This is a genomic window from Streptomyces sp. NPDC001381 (genome assembly GCF_042895685.1).
Lineage (GTDB): Bacteria > Actinomycetota > Actinomycetes > Streptomycetales > Streptomycetaceae > Streptomyces.
On sequence record NZ_JBIAWO010000011.1, the window covers coordinates 40615 to 59089 of the forward strand.

The 18475-nt window shown below is 73.4% G+C and carries 15 protein-coding genes; 9 read left to right on the top strand and 6 right to left on the bottom strand.

Annotated features, from left to right (window positions below):
• Positions 1 to 25 precede the first annotated feature (25 nt).
• From ACFY2L_RS33130 to ACFY2L_RS33140, 3 genes are read right to left on the bottom strand one after another with little or no spacing between them, the layout of a single operon-like run.
• On the bottom strand, positions 26 to 685 hold the full coding sequence (locus ACFY2L_RS33130) for an ABC transporter ATP-binding protein (RefSeq protein ID WP_390824197.1): 660 nt from the start codon (positions 683 to 685) through the stop codon (positions 26 to 28).
• Positions 682 to 3708 (bottom strand): ATP-binding cassette domain-containing protein, encoded by a 3027-nt coding sequence (locus tag ACFY2L_RS33135; RefSeq protein WP_390824198.1) that lies wholly within the window; start codon positions 3706 to 3708, stop codon positions 682 to 684. Before ACFY2L_RS33135 ends, ACFY2L_RS33130 begins: the two co-directional genes overlap by 4 nt.
• Positions 3708 to 4187 (bottom strand): hypothetical protein, encoded by a 480-nt coding sequence (locus ACFY2L_RS33140; RefSeq protein ID WP_390824199.1) that lies wholly within the window; start codon positions 4185 to 4187, stop codon positions 3708 to 3710. Before ACFY2L_RS33140 ends, ACFY2L_RS33135 begins: the two co-directional genes overlap by 1 nt.
• Positions 4188 to 4311: 124 nt before the next feature.
• Here ACFY2L_RS33140 and ACFY2L_RS33145 point away from each other — a divergent pair, with 124 nt between their 5' ends.
• The 3 genes from ACFY2L_RS33145 (at position 4312) to ACFY2L_RS33155 (ending at position 6715) form a co-directional block, all read left to right on the top strand.
• On the top strand, positions 4312 to 4884 hold the full coding sequence (locus ACFY2L_RS33145; protein WP_390824200.1) for a hypothetical protein: 573 nt from the start codon (positions 4312 to 4314) through the stop codon (positions 4882 to 4884).
• Positions 4853 to 6133 (top strand): ABC transporter substrate-binding protein, encoded by a 1281-nt coding sequence (locus ACFY2L_RS33150; protein WP_390824201.1) that lies wholly within the window; start codon positions 4853 to 4855, stop codon positions 6131 to 6133. The genes ACFY2L_RS33145 and ACFY2L_RS33150 overlap by 32 nt, the downstream gene beginning before the upstream one ends.
• A 354-nt stretch (positions 6134 to 6487) precedes the next feature.
• Positions 6488 to 6715, top strand: a complete 228-nt coding sequence (locus ACFY2L_RS33155; protein ID WP_390824202.1) for an I78 family peptidase inhibitor — start codon at positions 6488 to 6490, stop codon at positions 6713 to 6715.
• Positions 6716 to 6836: 121 nt separating this feature from the next.
• On the opposite strand, the gene ACFY2L_RS33160 is transcribed toward ACFY2L_RS33155, so the two are convergent.
• Together ACFY2L_RS33160 and ACFY2L_RS33165 are read right to left on the bottom strand one after the other, a co-directional pair.
• Positions 6837 to 7853 (bottom strand): phosphatase PAP2 family protein, encoded by a 1017-nt coding sequence (locus ACFY2L_RS33160; protein ID WP_390660666.1) that lies wholly within the window; start codon positions 7851 to 7853, stop codon positions 6837 to 6839.
• A gap of 195 nt (positions 7854 to 8048) precedes the next feature.
• On the bottom strand, positions 8049 to 9323 hold the full coding sequence (locus ACFY2L_RS33165; RefSeq protein ID WP_390824203.1) for a mannosyltransferase family protein: 1275 nt from the start codon (positions 9321 to 9323) through the stop codon (positions 8049 to 8051).
• A gap of 248 nt (positions 9324 to 9571) precedes the next feature.
• Here ACFY2L_RS33165 and ACFY2L_RS33170 point away from each other — a divergent pair, with 248 nt between their 5' ends.
• On the top strand, positions 9572 to 11182 hold the full coding sequence (locus ACFY2L_RS33170; protein WP_390660668.1) for an MFS transporter: 1611 nt from the start codon (positions 9572 to 9574) through the stop codon (positions 11180 to 11182).
• Positions 11183 to 11285: 103 nt separating this feature from the next.
• Positions 11286 to 12476 (top strand): acyl-CoA dehydrogenase family protein, encoded by a 1191-nt coding sequence (locus tag ACFY2L_RS33175; RefSeq protein ID WP_390660669.1) that lies wholly within the window; start codon positions 11286 to 11288, stop codon positions 12474 to 12476.
• 43 nt (positions 12477 to 12519) lie between these two features.
• Here ACFY2L_RS33175 and ACFY2L_RS33180 read toward each other — a convergent pair whose 3' ends face one another.
• On the bottom strand, positions 12520 to 12957 hold the full coding sequence (locus ACFY2L_RS33180) for a cell division protein SepF (protein ID WP_390660670.1): 438 nt from the start codon (positions 12955 to 12957) through the stop codon (positions 12520 to 12522).
• Positions 12958 to 13288: 331 nt separating this feature from the next.
• Between ACFY2L_RS33180 and ACFY2L_RS33185 the strand changes: the two genes are divergently transcribed.
• The 4 genes from ACFY2L_RS33185 (at position 13289) to ACFY2L_RS33200 (ending at position 18303) form a co-directional block, all read left to right on the top strand.
• Positions 13289 to 14485, top strand: a complete 1197-nt coding sequence (locus tag ACFY2L_RS33185) for a DUF5685 family protein (protein ID WP_390824204.1) — start codon at positions 13289 to 13291, stop codon at positions 14483 to 14485.
• A 115-nt stretch (positions 14486 to 14600) separates the two neighbouring features.
• Entirely contained in the window at positions 14601 to 15197 is a 597-nt protein-coding gene (locus ACFY2L_RS33190) for an ATP/GTP-binding protein (protein ID WP_390660672.1), read from the top strand.
• A gap of 733 nt (positions 15198 to 15930) precedes the next feature.
• Positions 15931 to 16842 (top strand): S1 family peptidase, encoded by a 912-nt coding sequence (locus tag ACFY2L_RS33195; RefSeq protein ID WP_390660673.1) that lies wholly within the window; start codon positions 15931 to 15933, stop codon positions 16840 to 16842.
• A 378-nt stretch (positions 16843 to 17220) separates the two neighbouring features.
• A complete protein-coding gene (locus ACFY2L_RS33200) occupies positions 17221 to 18303 on the top strand; it encodes a S1 family peptidase (RefSeq protein WP_390824205.1) in 1083 nt (360 codons plus the stop codon).
• The last annotated feature ends 172 nt before the right edge of the window (positions 18304 to 18475 follow it).

An 18475-nucleotide genomic window follows, 5' to 3' on the forward strand; every position in this document is an offset into this window, starting at 1 on the left:
GCGGGACACCGCGGCCCCACCCGGTTCACCCGCCGGGTGGGGCCGCGCCGCCGTCCCGGGCGCGGCCCGCCCACTCGGCCGCCTCCCCACCGAACACGACCCTCCCGCGCCGCAGTTCGTACACGAACGTCCCGCGGCCGCGCAGCGCGGGCGGCAGCCGCTGCTCGGCGAGCACCACGCACGCGTCGAGCGAGGACAGCAGGGCGTAGGTGCGGGCCGCCACCGCCGGGGCCATCCCCTGGGCCGGCTCGTCGACGAGGACCACGCGCGCGTGCGCCGACAGGGCGCGGCACAGGGCCACCATGCGCTGCTCACCGCCCGAGAGGGTGCCTGCGCGGCGCGCGAGCAGCGGCTCCAGCTGCGGGTAGAGGCTGTGGTCCGCCCCGGTCAGCTCCAGGTTCTCCCGTACCGTCAGCGAGCCGAACACCGCCCGCCGTTCGGGGACCAGACACAGTCCGCGCCGTGCCCGCTCGAACGCGGGCATCCGGGTCACGTCCGCGCCGTCCCACACCACCGCGCCCCCCGCCAGCGGCACCGCCCCGGCCAGCGCCCGCAGCGCCGTCGTACGGCCGGAGCCGTTGCGGCCCAGCAGGACGGTGAGGCCCGGCCCGGGGGCGGTGAGGGAGACGCCGTGCAGGGCCTCCAGGGGGCCGTAGCGCACGCGCGCGTGCCGCAGTGAGATCACGAGGTCGTCTCCAGGGCGTCGAGGACGCGGTCGGGCGGGCCCGAGGCGACGATCCGGCCCGCCGCCATGACGTGCACGGTGTCGGCGAGACCGGCGACCAGGTCGAGATCGTGCTCGACGACGAGCAGGGCCGTGCCGTCGGCGGCCAGGGCTCGCAGGATCCTGGCGAGCGCGCTCACCTCCGCGGTGTCGAGTCCGGCGGCGGGTTCGTCCAGCAGCAGCACCCGTGGGGCGCCCGCGAACGCCCGGGCCAGCTCGACCCGGCGCAGCGTGCCGGTGGGCAGCCCCGCGGCGGGCCGCGCGCGGACCGGCCCGTCCAGCCCGAACAGCGCCAGCGCCCGCTCCACGGCCTCCGGGCCGGCGGTCCGCCCCTGCTCGGCACCCACCCGCACGTTCTCCGCCACGGTCAGCGACGGGAACACGGCCAGTTGCTGGAAGGTCCGCGCGACACCGAGCCGGGTACGGGCGTGCGCGGGCAGCCGCGTGATGTCCCGCCCGCCGAACCGCACCTGCCCGCGCACGGGGCGCAGGGTGCCGGCGAGACAGTGGAACAGCGTGCTCTTCCCGGCACCGTTGGGCCCCACCACGGCGGTGACCCGCCCGGCGGGCACGTCCAGCCCGACACCGTCGAGAGCGGTGAAGCCCCCGTAGCGCACTTCGAGGCGACGGGCCGAGAGAAGGGGCGCCGATGACGGCGCCTGGGTGGGCCGGGGCGGGCGGGGCGGGGTGTCCTCCGGCGGGGACGGCGCGCCGGCCGTTCGGCGCGCCGCGGGCGGAGTGTCATCCGATGGGGTCGGCGTGGGGGCGGCCTTGGGCGGGTGGTGCGGAAGGGCCTCCGGCGCGGTCGGTGTACGGGCGGGCCTGGGCGGGCGCTGTGGAAGGGCTTCCGGTGGCGTCGGCGGGTGGGCGGTCCTGGGTGGGTGGTGCGGCAGGGCTTCCGGTGGGGTCGGCGTGCGGGCGGCCCCCGACGGGCGGCGCCGAGCGTCCTTCGGGCGGGGTGCTGTGCCGGTGGGCCCGGGGACGCCCCCCGGAGAGGGCGGCCTCAACGGCGGTCGGGGTCCGTCGGGTGACGGGGGCGGGGTGCGGGTGGGGCCGGAGACGTCTTGCGGGCCGGACGGGGGCCGTCGGTCCCCGGGTGCGTGGCCCGCCGCCCGCAGCCTTCGCCGTATCCCCGCGCCCAGTGGTGTCAGCTCCGCCCGCGGCCGTACGCGCGCGCCGGCCGCCCGCAGGGCCTCGTACGGGCCGCCGGGGAAGCGGCCCGTCAGCGCCGCCAGGACGCCCACCAGGACCGCCGCCACTCCGCCCCGGGCGCCCGCGTCCAGGCCCACCAGCAGCGCCGCCGCGACGAGGGCGCCCAGGGCGTTGTCGGCGCCCAGGACCACCACCGCCGCGAACCAGAGCAGACCGCGGACGGGGTCGTACGCGCCGGCGTCGAAGGCCCGCAGGCCCATGCCGAGCATCGCGCCGCCGAGCGCGGCCAGCGCGGCCCCCGCGACGAAGGCCAGGAGTTTCAGGGCCGGCACGCGCACGCCCGCCGCCGAGGCGCCCGGCTCGTGGTCGCGCATCGCCGCCAGGGCCCGCCCGGTACGGCCCCGGCGCAGCGCCCGCGTCGCCAGCAGGGCCGCGCCGAGCAGGGCCAGCTCGAGGACGTAGTACGCGCGGTCCCCGTCGAAGCCCGCCGGGCGGCCGAGGGCCAGGCCCGAGGTGGCGTACGGCTGGGCGAAGACGAAGCGGCTGACGCCGACGCCGACCGCGAAGGTCGCAAGGGCCAGGGCGAGTCCGTGACGGCCGATCGCCGGCCAGCCCGTCAGCAGGCCCAGCGGGGCCACCAGCAGGACCGCCACGGCCAGCGCCGCCAGCTCGGGCAGGCGCGGCAGGCCCGGAAACCGGCCCGCGGCCAGCAGCGCCGTGAACAGGGCGCCCAGACCCGCGTACGCCGCCTGCCCGAGGGAGATCTGGCCGCCGCGGCCGGTGACCACCACCAGGGACAGCAGGATCACACCCAGCGCCGGGACCTGGACCGAGGTGTGCAGGTCCGACCCCGCGAACCCCAGCGGCAGCAGGAACAGCACCGCGGCCACCGGCCACGCCCCCGGCGGGGTGCGCACCCGTGCCCGCGCCGGAGGCGGCAGCGCGTCGCGCGAGCCCACGCCGGGCAGGACGAGCGCGGCCACCAGCAGGGCCACCACGAACAGGTTCGCGCCGATCGCCTGGAGCAGCGGCGCGCCCCAGCCCGACGGGTGCAGCCGGGTCAGCTGGCTCTGCGCGATCCCGATGCCCAGCGCCACCGCCACCGCGACCGGCAGGCTGCGCATCCGCGCCGCCACCGCCACCGAGACGACCTCCATCACGAGGAGCGGCAGGCCGTACGGGTCGAGGCGCACGTACGGCGCCAGCAGGACGCCCGTCAGACCGGCCGTGAACGCGCCGAACGCCCAGCCCGCCGCCGCCACCCGGTCGGCGTCGACGCCGCCGAGCACGGCCAGCTCCCGGTCGTCGACCACCGCCCGCAGCTCCCGCCCGAAGCGCGTCCACCGGCGCGGGCGGCCGGGTCCGCGGGCGGGACGCAGGACCGCGCCGACACCGGCCGCCAGGACCAGCACGACGGCCAGCTGCCCCCACGGATCCGCCCGCACCAGCTCCGGCACGTCGTCCCGCGCCCCCTGCCCCCAGACCAGCGCCGCCCCGCCCACCAGCAGCACGAACACACCGATCGACGCCACCAGGGTCTGTGCCGGATCGCAGCCCAGCACCGCGAGCGGCCGGAAGACGAACCGCTCCAGCACCACCCCGATCGCCGGCGCGAGGAGAAGGAGCGTCACCGCCGCCGCCGGCCACAGGGGCCAGCCCCACTCCACCACGCACTGCCGCAGCACGTACGCGCAGATCATCGCGATCGCCCCGTGCGCGAAGTTGAGCACCCCGGTCGCCCGGTAGGTGACGATCAGGCCGATGCCCGTGAGGGCGGCCGCGCTGCCGACCGAGAGGCCGGCGAGCGTGAGGTCGTAGGTCAGGGACGACATCAGGAGTCCGCCGCGTCCGGCTCGCAGATGGGGCACGGGTCGAGGTCGCCGCTCGCCAGCAGCCTGCCGTCCACCGGCACCGCCTCCGGCTTCCCGGCGACGAGCGGGCAGTCCGCGCGGTGCCACAGGGTGCCCCCGGGCACCATCCGCAGCTCACCGCTGACCGCGACGGGCGCGACCGGGGACGACTCCGCCGGGCCCTCCTGGTCTTCCGGTCCGGCGGCCACCAGAAGGCCGTACAGCTCCTCCACGCGCGCGGTGGCCGTGAGCGCCCGCCCGTACGTCAGCAGGACCGACCCGGCCACGATCAGCGCGGCGCCCGGGACCGTGCAGGAGGCGAGGTAGGGCAGCTGCCGTGCGGCGAAGCGCTCGCCGGAGACGCCGTACCAGCCGGCCACGCACAGCACCGCGCCGACGGCGAGCGCGGCCAGGCCGGCCCACGGGAAGGGACGCACGGTCCGCAGTCGTCCTCTCCGCATCTTCCGGCCTCCCACACGTCGTGCGACGGTCCATGTCGGCCAATGGCTTGCACTATGCCCTCTGCAAGCTGACCCTGAAAGCACCGGGCGCGCACGCCCGGAACGACACCCGGTGGTGAGCCACATGGTTCTCGGGAGCGACGTCACGCGGGGGGACACACGGCAGGGAAGCGGCCGCCGGGCTGCGGGACGGGGCACGGCCCTCGCGGCCGCTCTGGTCCTCCTGTGCGCCCCCGCCCTCGCGGCGTGCAGCGACGACGGCGGCGGCGGTGCCTCCTCGCCCTCCGCGTCGGCCTCGCGGTCGCCCACGAGCGCGCCGCCCACCGCACCCGCCGATCCGGCTGCGGCCGAGCAGCAGGTCCGGCAGAACTGGCAGAAGTTCTTCGACCCGGCCACCTCCACCGAGGACAAGCAGGCCGTGCTGGAGAACGGCGAGCGGATGGGCCCGGTCCTCCAGGCCTTCGGCGGGGACCGGCGCGGCGGACAGGTGGCGGCCGAGGTCGAGAAGGTGGAGTTCACCGGCCCGACCGAGGCGACCGTGACCTACACCCTCACCCTCGACGGCACGACCGCCCTGCCGAACGCCTCGGGGAAGGCGGTCCTGCAGGACGGCACCTGGAAGGTCTCCGGCACCACACTCTGCGCGCTGGTCGAGCTGAGCGGCGATGGGTCCGCGTCGGCGGTTCCGGGCTGCTGAGACCGCTGCCGTCACGCTGCTGCTCCTGCTGAGCGCGGCCTGCGGCAGCCGGCTCCCGGAGAGCGACTTCGGACCCACCGGGACCCCCCGGGCCTCCGCCGTCCGGGTCGGCGTCATCACCAGCGCCACCAGCCCGGTGGGCGGCGCCGCGTTCACGGGGCCGCGCGACGGCGCGGTGGCGTACTTCGACCGGCTCAACGCCCGCGGGGGCATCGACGGCCGCCGGGTCGAGGTGCGGCTGTGCGACGACGGGGGCAGCGGCGTCGGCAACAACACGTGCGTGCACAAGCTCATCGACGAGGACCAGGTCGTCGCCCTCGTCGCCACCACCGCCCTCGACTACGCGGGCGCCTCCCGTGTCTCCCGCGCGCGCGTGCCCGACATCGGCGGCCAGCCCCTCGGCGCCGCCTACGACACCTGGCCGCACCTGTACGGCATCTACGGCAGCCTCGCGCCCCGCGACGGCACCCCCGGCTGGGACGGCAGGCTGTACGGCGGCACCGAGGTCTACCGGTACTTCAAGCGCGCGCACGGCGCCCGCACGGCCGCGGTCGTCTCCTACAACCAGTCCGCGTCCGCCGCCTACGCCCGGCTCGTCGAGCGGGGGCTGAAGGCCGAGGGCTACCGGGTGGTGAGCGAACAGGTCGACTTCGCGCTGCCCAACTTCCGCGCCGCCGCCGCCGACCTCGAGGCGGAGGGTGCCGACCTCCTCTTCGACGCCCTCGACACGCACGGCAACGCGCAGCTGTGCGAGGCGATGGACGCGGTCGGGGCCCGGGTCACCGCCAAGGTCACCAACGTGCAGAACTGGACGTCCACCGTGCCCGACGACTACAAGGACTCCCCGGCCTGCCGCAACGCCCTGTGGGCCACCGGATCCAGCCGCAACCACGAGGACACCTCCCAGCCGGCCGTACGGGAGTTCCGGGACGCCACCCGGGGCCTCGGCACCCACTCCCAGTGGCAGCTGGAGGGCTGGGCGGCCGCCCAGTGGTTCACGGAGGCGGCCCGGTCGTGCGCGGCCGGCGGCATCACGCGCGCGTGCGTCGACGACTTCATGAACCACAGCCAGGACCACGACGCCGGCGGACTGCTCCTCCCCGTGCGCTTCGAGCGGCTCCCCGAGCCCCCGCGGACCCGGCGGACGTGTCTGTCGGTGGCCCGCTGGAAGGACGGCGAGGGCTGGGTGACGCAGGGTGAGATGACCAGGAACTGCTTCGAGGTGCCACAACTCGCGTACACACCGTGAGCCTCCGGAACCCCGCTCCCCGGCCGCCGCGGAGCAGGGAGATTGTGTGGGGAAGCGGTGTATTTCCTATGAGGTGTCACCCTCCGGAACCGTGCGGAATCAGGGGAGGAACGGGTGTGAGGAACCGCTTTCCGGGAACTCCGCGCCGGGCTATTCGAGCCGTCGCGACGCCTCGCGGGAATTGCGTTCGAATGCGTCGGGAAGGGGTGCGTAAGTACTCGGGAACCGCTCGTACGTGTGACGGACTTCGGCCGAAACATGTGTCGTGATCCTGTGACAGAAGTGTGACCGGAGTGATCCACCTCGCCGTTCCGGGGTTCCCGCCGCGTCGGCCCGCGGCCTAGCGTGGGCCCTATGGCACCGAATCCCACACCGCAACCCACTCCGCCGGCGGAGCCCCAGGACAGCCCGGACGGATACGTCGGCCTGGACGCCGAGCGGGCCGAGCGGCTCGCCCGGGAACGGGGATGGCCGACGGTGCGCTCGCTGCCGCCGGGGGCGATCATCACCATGGAGTACCGCTTCGGACGCCTGAACTTCGAGGTGCGCGACGGCCGTGTGACGCGGGCCTGGAAGGGCTGAGCCGACCACGGCGGCGGCCGGGGAGGACACGGCGAAGGCCCCGGTTCCCGTCGGACGGGAACCGGGGCCTTCGTGTGCGGGACCGGGCTGTGCGTACCGGAGGTCCCGCTGGTCGGAGGGGTCAGCCGCCGGTCAGCGGGCGGGCCGCCGAGGCGGTCGCACCGCGGGCGACACGTTCGGGGTGCGGGGGTCTGCGGCTGCCGACCGGGGTGACCGGAGTGCGCTCGGAGCGGGCCGTGTGCGGGCCCGGGGCCAGGTACACCGGCGCCCGGGGCGGACGGCCCGCGACGACCGTCTCGCGGGCCGCTCCGGCCTCCTCCTGGGCCGCGCGCGGTGTGAACGGCACGGGCACGGAGACCGGGGCCGGGGCCGGGGCGGTACGGCGGTCGCGCCAGCGGTCGCGCAGGTCGAGGATCCGCACCTCGGCGCGGGCGATCAGCGGTTCGCACCAGGGCAGGGCCAGCAGGATCAGCAGGCCGGCGGCCCAGCCGAGCACGACATCGCTCAGCCAGTGCGTACCGAGGTAGACGGTGGTGAGGCCGACGCCGAGCGAGACCACCGCGGAGACGGCGGACAGCCAGCGGCGGGCTCTCGGGGTGGAGGCCAGATACGCCAGGATTCCCCAGGTCACGACCGCGTTGGCGGTGTGGCCGCTGGGGAATATGTCGCCGCCCAGACCCATCTCGTTGGATCCGATGGTGGTCGCGTAATGCGGTCCGAGCCGGCCCATGCCGAGCTTGGCGGCGCCGACGGTGATGTTCAGCAGCAGCAGCGAGGCGCCCAGCGTCAGCAGCGGGCGCAGGGTGTGCTGGCGCCAGGATCTCCAGCCGAGCCAGGCGGCGACCATCACGGCGGTCGGGCCGCGCTGGCCCAGGACGACGTAGTAGTCCAGGAACGCGTGGATCTCGGGCCACTGCTGGTACGGCCGGAAGAACATGACCTGCCAGTCGAGGCGGACCAGCCACGAGGTGATCACCACGAGCCACACGATCGCCAGATAGAAGGCCAGGGTCGCCGCGAACAGCGCGATCCTGTGCCTGCTCATCCTCGGCACATCGATGTGGGCCGGTCGTTCCGGCTCACGGTCCAGCCTGGCGAACACCCGGTCCAGACGGGTGAGGTTTCGTTCGGTACGCACCTAAACGACGTTACAGCGAGTGAGCTCGGCGCTCGGCCGATTCCGCTGGTTTGTGATGACGATGTGATGTGGGATTGCTCTCAGAAGCGGCTTTATTCCTACGGATTCGCTAATCCTCGAACACCGGTCCCTTCAATTCCTTTGATCATTGGCGGGGATAGTTTTAAGGAACTTATGAATGAGTTCACCGGGAACTCACGGAGGACCGGAACCGTTCAGCCACCACGCCCCGTACACGGCCGACGCCAGCGCGACACCGCCCGCCATCAGCGCCGCCCGCGAGGTCCGCAGCCGGGCCAGCGCCAGGGCGAGGGGGAGCAGCAGCGGGAAGGCGGGCAGCAGCAGCCGCGGCTTCGAGCCGAAGTAGCTCGACGCGCACAGGGCCAGCGCGAGGACCGCGCCCCCGTACACCAGCAGCTCCAGCGGCTGGCGCTGCCGCACACAGGCGACGTACAGCCGGATCAGCAGCGCGACCCCGACGACCAGCCCGAGGCCGGCCGGGACGGAGGGAAGCGACGTGAACTTGTCGGCGACGAAGCGGGCGAAGGCGTACCCGCCGTCGAAGCCGTTGCGCCAGCCCGCCTGGACGTCGAGATAGCCGAGCGGGCCCTTGCCGGTGTGGTGGCCGACCCACAGGACGTACCCGGCGACGCCCAGCGGGGCGAGCAGCATGCCGAGGGCGCGTGCGCCGGGGCGGGCGCCCTCGGGTGTCCGTTCGCGCCGGAGGGGACCGTTCACAGGTGTGCGGGGGGCGCGCTCGCCGGCGGGCGCGCCCGGTGCGGGCGCCGTGCTGCGGTTCCGCACGAACGGGATCCGCGAGGGGAGACCCCGTATCGCGGGGGAGGACGCCAGGCCGGCCGCCCAGACCGCCGCGACCACCGCGAGCCCCACCGGACGGGTCAGACCCGACAGCGCCGCGAGCGCACCCGCGGTCACCCACCGTCCGGTCAGCACCGCGTACAGCGACCAGGCGGCCAGCGCGGTGAACAGTGACTCGCTGTACGCCATCGACTGCACGATCCCGACGGGCAGCAGCGCCCACACCAGCACCGCGCACACGCCGGCCCGACGGCCGTGCACATGATCGGCGACCGCGAAGATCCCCCACGCCGCGGCGAGCGAGGCCGACAGGGAGACGGCGAGACCCGCGCCGGCGTACGACAGCGGGGTCACCGCGTGCAGGAGCCTTTCCAGCCACGGCAGCAGCGGGAAGAACGCCAGATTCGAGTGGACGTCGCCGTTCGGCAGCCGGACCTCGTAGCCGTACCCCCCCTCGGCGACCCTCGTGTACCAGAGGGCGTCCCAGCGGGCCGTCAGCAGCGTGTACGCGCTCTTGTCGCGGGCGGCGCTCCACAGGGCCAGGACGAGCAGGCCCAGCGCCCGTACGGCCGCGTAGCCGAGCAGGGCGGGGGCCGCCCGGCGCAGGCCGGCGGGGCCGCAGGGTGCCACGCGCGTTTCAAGATCGGTCACGGGCCCGATTATCGACCGGGCGGCACGGGGGCCGGGAAAGCGGACGCCCGGGGAGTGGCGTACGCCACACGGGTTGGCCGTGCGGTGTGAGAGTTCCGCCACGTGGCCCTGGCGCGAACTCGCGTACGCTGCCATTCACTCGTGTTCGTTTGCGCGGGCCGGAGACCACCGCTCCTCTCCGGCCGAGTCGCGGGGAGTCCCCACCCCGCGAGCCCGCCGGACCGAGGGATCACCTGGGAGGTACGTACATGTCCGGGACGACCACGGCCGCCGCTGGGCTGCGCCGTCGGGCGGCCGGGGCCGGTGCCAACCGCTGGGTCGTGCTCGTGGTGCTGTGTGTCAGCCTGCTCCTGGTCGCCGTCGACGCGACCGTGCTGCACGTCGCGGTACCCGCGGTCACCGAGGACCTGAGGCCCGGCTCGATCGAGCTGCTCTGGATCGTCGACACCTATCCACTGGTCTGCGCCTCGCTGCTCATCCTGTTCGGCACACTCGGCGACAAGGTCGGCCGACGGCGGATCCTGCTGCTCGGATACGCGCTGTTCGGCGTCGCCTCGGCACTGGCGGCGTTCGCCGGAAGCGCCGAGGTGCTGATCCTGGCACGGGCGCTGCTCGGCGTCGGCGGCGCGATGATCATGCCCGCCACCCTGTCGATCCTGCGGCAGGTCTTCCCCGACCGGAGGGAACGGGCGCTCGCGATCGGCATCTGGAGTGCCGTGGCCGCGGTCGGCGCGGCCGTCGGGCCGCTGCTCGGCGGCTTCCTCCTCGAACACTTCTGGTGGGGCTCGGTCTTCCTCGTCAACATCCCGCTGATGCTGGTCAGCCTGCCGGTCGGGCGGCTGCTGCTGCCGGAGTCCCGGGGGGCCGGAGACGGGCCCTGGGACGTGGTCGGCGCGCTGACGGCGGCCGCCGGGCTGTTCGGTCTCGTCCTCGGGGTGAAGCGGCTGGGCGGCGGGGAGCCGGGGCCGTTCACCGTGGTGCCGCTGCTGCTGGGCGCGGCACTGATCGTGTTCTTCGTGCGGCGTCAGCGGCGGCGGGCACATCCACTGGTGGACCTGCGGATGTTCGCGCGGCCGGCGTTCAGCACCTCGGTGGGGTGCATCGTGCTGGCGATGCTCGCGCTGGTCGGGCTGGAACTGATCGCCGCGCAGTATCTGCAGCTGGTGCTGGGGCTCTCGCCCCTGGAGACGGGACTGCGCCTGCTGCCGCTGACCTTCGCCGCGATGGCGGCGGGGCTGGCCGGGGCGCGGCTGCTGCGGGGGTTCGGGCCGCGGCGGATGGTGTGCGGGGGGTTCGTCCTCACCGCGCTCGCCGTGCTGATCCTGACCGCGATGGGCGGATCGGACAACGCCGGGCTCCTGCTGTTCGGGTTCGTGCTGCTCGGCTTCGGCCTGGAGACGACCCTGTTCGCGGCCTACGAGTCGATGCTGAGCGAGGCTCCGGCGGAGCGGGCGGGGGGCGCCGCGGCGATCGGCGAGACCTCCTACCAGCTGGGGGCGGGCATCGGCATCGCCCTGCTGGGAAGCGTGATGAACGCCGCCTACACGCCCGGACTGGCCTCCGTGCCCGGGGTGCCGGCGTCCGCGTCGGCGGCCGCGGGACATTCGCTGGGCGAGGCCTACGAGGTCGCGGGGCAGCTGGGCGGACCGGCCGGGGCCGCGCTGCGGCGGGTCGCGAAGGACAGCTTCGTGCACGGGCTGCATGTCACGCTGCTGGTCAGCGCCGGGTTGCTGCTCCTGGGAGCGGTGATGGCGCTGAGGCTGCCGAGGGTGATGCACTGTGAGTCGGCCGCGGTGGAGCTGCCCGCGCCGCGCGAGGTCGGGTCGGCCGCCCATGCCTCGCCGGTGACCGTGCGCTGAGCGGCGGTCCGCCACCGGCGGCTCTCCCCGGCACCTCGGGTGGTACCTTCGAGCGGACATCGTAACTAGCGGCGCTAGTTTTAGTCCTGCCGGAGGATCCCGTATGTCCGCGTCCTCGAAGTTGCCCCCGTTCGATCCCGCTGATCCCCTCGGTCTCGACGAACTGCTCGACCCCGAGGATCTCGCCATCCGCGACACCGTGCGCGGCTGGGCCGCCGATCGTGTGCTGCCGCACGTGGCCGAGTGGTACGAGAAGGGGGAGCTGCCCGCCATCCGGGAGCTGGCCCGGGAACTCGGCGGCATCGGGGCGCTCGGCATGTCGCTCAGCGGCTACGGCTGCGCCGGGGCGAGCGCCGTTCAGTACGGACTGGCCTGTCTGGAACTGGAGGCCGCCGATTCCGGGATCCGGTCCCTGGTGTCCGTGCAGGGATCCCTCGCCATGTACGCCGTCCACCGGTTCGGCAGCGAGGAGCAGAAGCAGCGGTGGCTGCCCCGGATGGCCGCGGGTGAGGTCATCGGGTGCTTCGGACTCACCGAGCCCGATCACGGGTCCGACCCGGCCGGCATGCGGACGTACGCCAAGCGGGACGGCTCGGACTGGGTGCTGACCGGGCGGAAGATGTGGATCACCAACGGGTCCGTGGCGGGGGTCGCCGTCGTCTGGGCGCAGACCGAGGAGGGGATCCGCGGGTTCGTCGTGCCCACCGACAGCCCCGGGTTCTCCGCGCCCGAGATCAAGCACAAGTGGTCGCTGCGGGCCAGTGTGACCAGCGAGCTCGTGCTGGACGAGGTGCGCCTGCCCGCCGACGCCGTGCTGCCCGAGGTCGTCGGGCTGCGGGGGCCGCTGAGCTGTCTGTCGCACGCCCGGTACGGGATCGTCTGGGGGGCGATGGGGGCGGCGCGCACCTGTTTCGAGGCCGCCGTCGGCTACGCGCGGACGCGGGAGCAGTTCGGGCGGCCCATCGGGGGGTTCCAGCTGACCCAGGCCAAGCTCGCCGACATGGCGGTCGAGCTGCACAAGGGGATTCTGCTCGCCCACCATCTGGGGCGGCGCATGGACGCCGGCCGCCTGCGTCCCGAGCAGGTCAGCTTCGGCAAGCTCAACAACGTACGAGAGGCCATCGAGATCTGCCGCACGGCGCGGACGATCCTCGGGGCCAACGGGATCTCGCTCGAGTATCCCGTCATGCGGCACGCGACGAACCTGGAGTCGGTGCTCACCTACGAGGGCACCGTCGAGATGCACCAGCTCGTGCTGGGCAAGGCGCTCACCGGGCTCGACGCCTTCCGCTGACCCGGCCCCTGGGGCCGAGGCAGGGCCGGTGAGCGGCCCTGCCTCAGCTCTGGTTGAAGAAGCCGTCCGCCCGGTGCGCGGCCGGGTCGCCGTTGACGATCTCCGTGTTCGACGGGGTCAGCAGGAACACCCGGGTGGAGACCCGCTCGATCGAACCGCGCAGACCGAAGATCAGGCCGGCCGCGAAGTCGACGACGCGCTTGGCGTCCCCGGCCTCCATGGCCGTGAGGTTCACGATGACCGGCACGCCCTCGCGGAACAGCTCACCGATCAGCCGCGCGTCCCGGAAGCTGTCCGGGGTGACGGTGCCGATCCGGCGGCCCTTCTCCTCGGCCGTGTCCGTGGCGACCTTCACACGCGGGTCGGTGACCCAGGCGTCTCCGGAGTCGGTCCCCTCGGAGTAGTCGTCGTCGTAGTAACGCTCGTCATCGTTGTCGTCGACGAGGCCAAGCCAGGCACTCGCCTTGCGCACCGATCCCATGGACGCCTCCTCTCACAGCGGTCTTTCATGCTTTCCGCATCCCATGGTCGACCATGATGCGGATGTCGCGCCAAGTGGATAGACGCCGCGCGGGGGGTTTGTGACGGTACTGGTGCACAGTGGATCCGTCGAGAGCCCGCCTCTCCCAAGGGTCTTGCCGTGCACGGCTGCTGACTGAGAGTGAAATATGACTGTTCGCGGCGTACGGGTGATGCACGGTGCGTACGGGTGAACAGACCGGATCGTTCAACGGCGATTATCGGCCGATAGCATGCGGCAGCTCAATGTCCTGAGGATCAGGGAACTCGGACTGCCGACTACGGGGGTTGTCATGTTCGGAATCGTCAGACCGTGCAGTCATCGGCTCGGTGAGCGGCTCAAGACCCAGTGGATGGCGCACCTGTGCGGCCTGTGCCTCGCGCTGCGCGGGGACCACGGGCAGTTCGCCCGGGTCGTCACCAACTACGACGGCCTGCTCGTCTCGGTTCTGACGGAGGCTCAGGCCGAGTCCGCCACCGGACGGCGGCGTACGGCGGGACCGTGCCCGTTGCGCGGGATGCGCACCGCCTCCGTCGCCCAGGGCGAGGGCGCGCGGCTCGCGGCGGCCGTCTCGCTCGTGCTGGCCTCGGCCAAGGTGCGCGACCATGTCGTCGACGGGGACGGGCTGCTGGCGCGGCGGCCGGTCGCCGCCGCCGCGCGCAGGGTGGCGCGGAGCTGGGGCCGGGCGGGGGAGCGCGGCGGGGCCGCGGTCGGGTTCGACACGGCGGTGCTGGTGGACGCCGTGGACCGGCAGGCCGGGATCGAGACCCTCGCCGGACCGGGCACGTCGCTGCTGACCGTCACCGAGCCGACCGAGACCGCCACCGCCGCCGCCTTCGCGCACACCGCCGTCCTGGCGGGCCGGCCGGGCAACGCCGCACCGCTCGCCGAGGCCGGGCGGCTGTTCGGCCGCCTCGCGCATCTGCTGGACGCCGTGGAGGACCAGGCCGCCGACGCGGCGGCCGGTGCCTGGAACCCGCTGACCGCCACGCGGACCCCGCTCACCGAGGCCCGCCGGCTCGCCGACGACGCCCTGCACGGGATACGGCTCGCGCTGAAGGACGTCGACTTCACCGACGGCAGGCTGGCGCATCTGCTCCTCGCGCACGAGCTGGAGCGGTCGGTGGACCGGGCGTTCGGGACGTCCTCGTGCGGGCACGCGCACGGGCCCGAGGGTGCCTTCGGACCGCCGACCGGACCGTACGCCCCGCAGGGCCCGGCGCACCCGGACGCGCCCGGCAACCCCTATGGCAACCCCTTCGGCGGCGAGCCGCCGCACCCCGAGAAGCGCGGCTTCTGGGCCGGGTGCGCCGTCGCGCTCGGGCTGTGCTGCACCTGCAAGGCGTGCTGCGCCGACGAGTTCGAGGGGCCCTGGTCGCGCAAGAGGCGGGAGGGCTGGTGCAGCGACGGCTGCGGCTGCGACTGCTGCAGCAGTTGCTGCGACGGGTGCGAGTGCTGTGAGTGCTGCGCCTGCGACTGCTCCTGCTGACATAGCGTCACTTCCCTGTCCGTGTCGCGTTCTGTGAGGGGCGTCACGCTGAGTGCCGAGCTGCCCTGGAACGTATCTCCTGTCGAGACGCGGATGCCCGAAAGGAGCAGGGACCATGTCAGGGTGCTCCGACAGGATCGTGCCGCTCGCCGTGAAGATCGTGGTGAGCGGAGGGCTCGGGGTCGGCAAGTCGACCTTCATCGGGGCCGTCTCCGAGATCGAGCCGCTCGACACCGAGGCGGCGATCACGCAGGTGTCGGTGGGGGTCGACTCGCTGGAGGGCGTGGAGGCCAAGACGACGACGACCGTGGCGCTCGACTTCGGGCGGATCGCCCTCGATCCGGCCATCGCGCTGTATCTGTTCGGGACGCCCGGGCAGGGCCGGTTCTCGTTCCTGTGGGACGACCTGGCCGAGGGCGCGTTGGGGACGGTCGTCCTCGCGGACACCCGGCGGATCGAGGAGTCCTTCGCGGCCGTGGACTACTTCGAGGCGCGGGGGGTGCCGTTCGTTCTCGCGGTGAACCGGTTCGACGGGGCCGAGCGGTTCGCGCTGGAGGAGGTCCGGCGGGCGCTGGGGCTGGACCCCGAGGTTCCCGTGCTGGAGTGCGACGCGCGGGAACGGGGGTCCGTGCGGGACGTGCTGGCGGCCCTGCTGGACCGGGTGATCGGGTCGGGAGCCGGTCCCGAGCGGAGGGCGGTGGCGGTCCGCTGATCGCCGCGGGGCGCGAACGCGCCCGCCGTCAGCGGTGAGGGTGGGGCGAGGGGGAGGGCGCGCGTGTGAAGGCGCGGGAGGGAGAACACGAAAGACGCCCCCCGGTCAGGAGGCGGGGGCACGCAGGGGGTCGGCTCAACAGGAAGAGGACCACACTCGACCGAAGTCGATGGGGGAGCGTGTGACCAGCCGGCGCGGGGGAAGGTGCGTGGGCGTCGTGGGCCGGCGCAGGCCCGCGCAGCTCGCGGCTTCGGCCCGCCGCCGGGCCCTGGGGGACGCCGGCCGGAGGGCTTTGCGGACGGTCGACTTCCGGACACTCGGGAGTCCGGTGGGCCGAGGAGGCCGGGGCGGCCCCCACCGTGGCCGGGACCGGCGGGCCGGCCGACGGCCGATTCCCTCCGGGCCGCGCCGCCTCCGGGTGCGCGCGCCGCCGCCTTCAACTGCTCCTTCCCGTACCGGGGAACACCTCGGGCGCGGTGATCGGCACGGCGGCGCAACCCGGTCTGAGCTGGGACGAGAGGGCGGCAAGAGGGACCGACCCACGCAGTTCGTTGAAGATCTGACGGCCGAAAGGCGCCCTTGCGCCGACCGGCCGTTCGGCCGAATACTCCCCCTCAGCGCTTGTCAGGGGCACGACGTGTCCGGAATCCGGGCGAACGTCGGTCCTGGCTGCGCCTCACGGGCCCCGACCCCACTCGACGGGCCCCCGACTTCCCCTGGGAGGGAACGAAACGTGAGGATCAAGCGCACCACCCCCACCACCCCCACGCGCGGCACCTCGAGACGGAACCGGCTGATCGCCGTCGCCACCGGCCTCGTCGCCGCGGCCGCCGTCGCGATCCCCAACGCGAGCGCGGCCGACACCGCCACCTTCAGCGCCGCCCAGCTGAAGAGCGCCGGCAACTCGGTGCTCCAGGCGGACGTCCCGGGCACCGCCTGGGCCGTCGACAGCAAGACCAACCGCCTTCTCGTGACCGTCGACAGCACCGTGTCCGACGCGGAGATCGCGCAGATCAAGGAGGCGGCGGGCAGCAACGCCGGCGCTCTGACGATCAAGCACACCCCGGGCAAGTTCAACAAGCTGATCGCCGGCGGCGACGCCATCTACGGCGGCGGCTACCGCTGTTCGCTCGGCTTCAACGTCGTCAGCGGCAGCACCTACTACTTCCTCACCGCGGGCCACTGCGGCGAGGTCGCCTCGACGTGGTACTCCAACTCCGGGCAGACCACCACGCTGGGCACGAACGTCAGCTACAGCTTCCCGACCAACGACTACGCGCTGGTCCGCTACACCAACTCCTCGGTCACCAAGTCCGGCACCGCCGGCAACACGGACATCACCAGCGCGGGCACGCCCAGCGTCGGCACCACGGTCTACCGTGACGGCTCGACCACCGGCATCCACAGCGGCCGCGTCACGGCCCTGAACGCGACCGTCAACTACGGCAGCGGCGACATCGTCTACGGCATGATCCAGACCAACGTCTGCGCCGAGGGCGGCGACTCCGGCGGAGCGCTCTACTCGGCCAGCGGCATCGCCTACGGTCTGACCTCCGGCGGCAGCGGCAACTGCACCTCAGGCGGCACGACCTTCTTCCAGCCGGTCGTGGAGGCCCTGAACGCCTACGGCGTCAGCGTCTTCTAGCGCCCGTCCGCGTACACCGGGCCCCCGCACGGGAATCGTCGTGCGGGGGCCCGCCCCTGTCCGCCGAACCGGTTCGTCCGGCGCTGACCGAGGCGCCGCCCGGAGCCGCGTTCCGGTGAGCACCGCCCGATGTGCGCGAGACGGGTCTCCTGGGAACGGGGGTCGTCCCTGGGTGACATGAGAACGCCCGCCCGGCCCGGCGGGGTGCGGAAGTGGTGAAGGCGCGGAGGGCGCGCGGTGTTCACTCTGTGCGCGTCCCGAAGTCGACCTTGTGTGCTCTCTGTGCGATTCGGAAGAGTGGGCGCCCGTCAACCAGCCTTCCGGCCCGCCGCGGTCCCCATCACCGTCGCGGGCCGACCCCCCACAGGAGGACGTGAGTTGCAGCACCGACGCATACCCAGGCGGCGGATGATCATGACGGGCGCGGGGATCGCCGCGCTCGTCGCGGCGGGAGTCACCTTCCAGACCGCGAACGCCAGTGAACCTGCGAAGACCCCGCAGCCCGCCACCCTCTCGGCCCTCGGGGCCGGAGAACTCGCCTCGGCGCTCGGGGAGGATCTCGGCGCCGACGCGGCGGGCACCTACTACGACGCGAAGAGCCGCAGTCTCGTGGTGAACGTGCTCGACGCGGCCGCCGCGAAGACCGTCGAGGCGGCCGGCGCCAAGGCGAGAATCGTCGAGAACTCCCTCGCCGAACTGACCGGCGCCCGTGCGACGCTGAAGGCGGACGCGACCATCCCCGGCACCGCCTGGGTGACCGACCCGCGCACCAACAAGGTCGTCGTCACCGCCGACCGCACCGTCTCCGACGCCGAGTGGGCCAGGCTCACCAAGGTCGTCGACGGACTCGGGCAGGTGGCCGAACTCCAGCGCGCCAAGGGGGAGTTCAAGCCCTTCATCGCCGGCGGCGACGCGATCACCGGTGGCAGCGGACGCTGCTCGCTCGGCTTCAACGTGGTCAAGGGCGGCGAGCCGTACTTCCTGACCGCCGGCCACTGCACCGACGCCATCTCCACCTGGTCGGACTCCTCCGGCACCGAGATCGGCACCAACGAGACCTCCAGCTTCCCGGGCGACGACTACGGCCTGGTCAAGTACACCGCCGACGTCGCCCACCCCAGCGAGGTCGACCTCTACAACGGGTCCGCCCAGCAGATCACCGGCGCGGCCGAGGCCACGGTGGGCATGAAGGTCACCCGCAGCGGCTCCACCACCCAGGTCCACTCCGGCACGGTCACCGGTCTGGACGCCACCGTGAACTACGGCAACGGCGACGTCGTCAACGGTCTGATCCAGACCGACGTCTGCGCCGAGCCCGGTGACAGTGGCGGCTCCCTCTTCTCGGGCAGCAGCGCGGTCGGCCTGACCTCCGGGGGCAGCGGCGACTGCACCTCCGGCGGGGAGACCTTCTTCCAGCCGGTGACGGAGGCGCTGGCGGCGACGGGGACGCGGATCGGCTGACGGCTCCGGCTCCCTCGAACGGTGAGGTCCCGCCCCGCATGCCGGGGCGGGACCTCTGCCGTCCGTCCGCCCGGTGTTTCCGCAGGTGAGGGACGCCCGCACGGTTGTCGTACAGATGTTCGGGGATGGGGGTATGGTGGGGGTGAGGGATTAGGGAACTGATGTTCGAGAG